This is a genomic window from Kistimonas scapharcae, assembly GCF_039540975.1.
Classification (GTDB): domain Bacteria; phylum Pseudomonadota; class Gammaproteobacteria; order Pseudomonadales; family Endozoicomonadaceae; genus Kistimonas; species Kistimonas scapharcae.
This window is the reverse complement of record NZ_BAABFL010000077.1, coordinates 1-2,752: the sequence shown is the minus strand read 5'-3', so window position 1 is coordinate 2,752 and position 2,752 is coordinate 1. Positions and strand designations below refer to the sequence as shown.

The window sequence follows — 2,752 nt, the reverse complement described above, 5'->3', positions numbered from 1 at the left end:
CGGCTTTCATCCCCCATACCGCGCAACTGGCGGGTAACCTTCGCCAACGTCCCTTTGGCGAGGTCTTTGGCGCGAATGATGATATTCATTACGCTTTGGGTAATTCTTGCCATATTTTTATATCCTATATTTTGATAGGACTTAAAGGAGCGATATCTATTTTTTGGTTATATTTTGCTACTAAGAAACGCTGAAACAGGCCTTTATATGTGCTCTTGATGTGCTATGATTTGACGAATAAGCAATGCATTTGGATTTTCTTTTATTTCGCCGCATGTAAAACATAAAGTCCCCTCACTTTCATCCCCTAATACAATTCCACTATTATCATAAAAAGATGTGATTGGATTTTGAGAGTGATTGGTTAGCCATTGTATTAATGGAGTGAGTTCCGGTTGCTCAACCCACTCTGTTATCTCCTGCTCTGAAACTTGTGGAGTATTGTCTTGTGCAATTGCTGAGTGCATCTCCACTAATGCCGAAGAGTGAGTCTTTTCTGATTGTACTGGTATATATGTATGAGGTGATTTTGTATCACTTGAGATATTGGAAGATGCTAAATCAGATTTCTCTGATATTCTTCTTCCTTGAATATTTGATGAATGTGCTTGCGTTGCTGAACCGGATGTACTTGTTTCCGGAATGCATGTTGTAGCATCAGTATGGGCTGTCGAAACAACTCTGCCACATCCGAATCTATAGCCCAGAACATAGCCTATTTTATACATGCTCTCTAAATGTTTTAAATTATATCTCGGCTCGTATGCCCCTCCTAAATTTTGTTGATCATTTGGCTTCACATTAACCTTCCGTTTTCGTTGCTTTGAAAGACAGACAGACAGACAGACAGCAGGTTCCCGTGTTGTTGATCTGGATGACACCCTTGTCAGTCATTACCGCTTTGCTTCATGCCTCAAACCGCCTGCACCACCTTCATAAACCGGCTGATCCCTGCACCGGTGATGGTATTGTCTGACAGGACTTCAAACTCCATTGTCGCCTCGGCAAACTCATCGCCAATAAACGGCAGGCCCTGTACAGGCGAGAACTTGATGCGGTGCAGTGTGATTGCCACCGCTTTGCCGGATTGCGCTTCATTGAGGCCGTCGAAGAACAGGGTGAATTCCTGTCCCGCCTCCACCAGTGCCTGCAGGACTTCCTGCGGGGCCTTGTCATAGGTGGCATGAACACCATTATTGCTGATAGCGCCGGAGCCGATCACCGTGATGCCGTTGGGGGTAATGTCGTAATCCACACCTTCTGCCAGCGCCGTGCTGTTGACCGCATCGGTAACTGCGATGGTAGGGGTATCCGGCACAAAGGCAAACGGCAGCAATTCACCATCAGCGCCGGTGGCGGCGATCAGCNCGAGCCTGTCACATTATCAATACGCGACACCACGTTGGTATTGCCGCCGCCGGGACTGGTGTAATCCTTTTGCTCCTTTTTCTCCTCTTCAAAGGAGATTTCCAGCGCCGAGCAGTTACCCACAGGTATCAGTCCGGTGCTGCCGCCGCGACGCTTCAGGTAGATGGTGCCCTTGCCCATGTATGAACGGTCGGTTTGCGCCATGATCAGTTCCCTTGATGTGTGACAGTTTGCTCCCAGGACACGCCCCACATGGCGATGCCCCGGTTATCGATCTCGCCGCTGTAGAGGTTCTCGGCAGTGATGGTTTTCGGGTCGATGCTGCGAAGATAGGTTGTGTCGAACCGGTTATAGGGCAGCAGGCCGATAATATGCTCGACGACCTCCAGCGCACTTTTGTGTCGGTCTACACCGCTGCTGTCGCCGCAGATGATATAGGCGGCCATCAGCAACCGGGCCTGGTGGATGCCCTGCCCTGTGATAGTCAGACCCGGCGCTGTTTCGATGGCTATCCTGACCGCTTTGTTAGAGAGCAGCATCCGTTCCAGCTCGGCCTTGGTAAAGCGGCCCGGGTGGCTGTCCACATCACTGACCAGTACGGCCAGCTGATCGGCAAACCAGTGTGTGATAGCGGTCAGCGCATCGTTAAGCATTGCGCCGCCCCCTTGTAATATCCCGCAGCCATTGGGTCATGGCATCGTGAATCAGGTTAATCTGTCGTTCTTCAATACCGATAAAGGGACGGGCCGGAATGGTGACCTGACGAGCAAAGGCTGTCCCGCCACGCCCATCAGGAAAGGCCAGTACTTTCTTTTTCACCGGTTTGATCACTGCGCCAAACTGATGCACACGTGCGTATTTCACATTGGTGCCGATGACCACCTGATCATCATTGGCTTCAAAATGGATACTGTTTCGTAGTCGACCGGTATCGCTAAGGATGCGGCCCTGGCGAAACTTCAACGGCTCCCAGGGTTCATCATCCGGCGACTGCTGACGCCTGAAGTTCATGCCGGTGTCGGTTTTCATCACCCGGCCCAGACGGGTAAACAGGGTGCGCCTGCGTTGGTACCGCATGACGGTATCCATCAGGCTTTGTATCTGTTGGGTGGCGTCCTTGAGCGACAGCATGTCAGGCCATCCCGTAGACTTTCACCATGCCGCCGGCAAAGGGGGCATGGGTGGTCACCAGTTTCAGCTGGCTGATACCCGTGGTCTTTTTCACCACACCATGAACCAGGGTAGCTTCCTGATTACCACTGTTGTCCTGGTGGATCGTCTGGGCTGCTAACCGGGTGTATTTCGGGGCGGCAGGTTCGTAGACCGTGATATCAGTGCATAGCACACCGCTTTTGGAAAGCGCATTACTGGTGAACTTGATCTT

General features: G+C 51.0%; 5 protein-coding genes. All 5 read right to left on the bottom strand.

The features are described 5' to 3' along the window. Positions 1 to 203 precede the first annotated feature (203 nt). Positions 204 to 800: a hypothetical protein gene (locus ABD892_RS04375; RefSeq protein WP_345194148.1), complete on the bottom strand. Its 597-nt coding sequence runs from the start codon at positions 798 to 800 to the stop codon at positions 204 to 206. A gap of 113 nt (positions 801 to 913) precedes the next feature. Next, positions 914 to 1,363 carry a phage tail tube protein gene (locus ABD892_RS04370; protein WP_486329233.1) on the bottom strand — a complete coding sequence of 150 codons (450 nt, stop codon included), beginning with the start codon at positions 1,361 to 1,363 and terminating at the stop codon, positions 914 to 916. Positions 1,364 to 1,574: 211 nt separating this feature from the next. Beyond that, positions 1,575 to 2,021 (bottom strand): hypothetical protein, encoded by a 447-nt coding sequence (locus tag ABD892_RS04365; protein ID WP_345194146.1) that lies wholly within the window; start codon positions 2,019 to 2,021, stop codon positions 1,575 to 1,577. Then, entirely contained in the window at positions 2,014 to 2,499 is a 486-nt protein-coding gene (locus tag ABD892_RS04360) for a phage virion morphogenesis protein (protein WP_345194145.1), read from the bottom strand. The genes ABD892_RS04365 and ABD892_RS04360 overlap by 8 nt, the downstream gene beginning before the upstream one ends. A gap of 1 nt (position 2,500) precedes the next feature. Then, positions 2,501 to 2,752, bottom strand: a 252-nt coding sequence (locus ABD892_RS04355; protein ID WP_345194144.1) for a hypothetical protein, incomplete at its 5' end; no start/stop codon positions are given.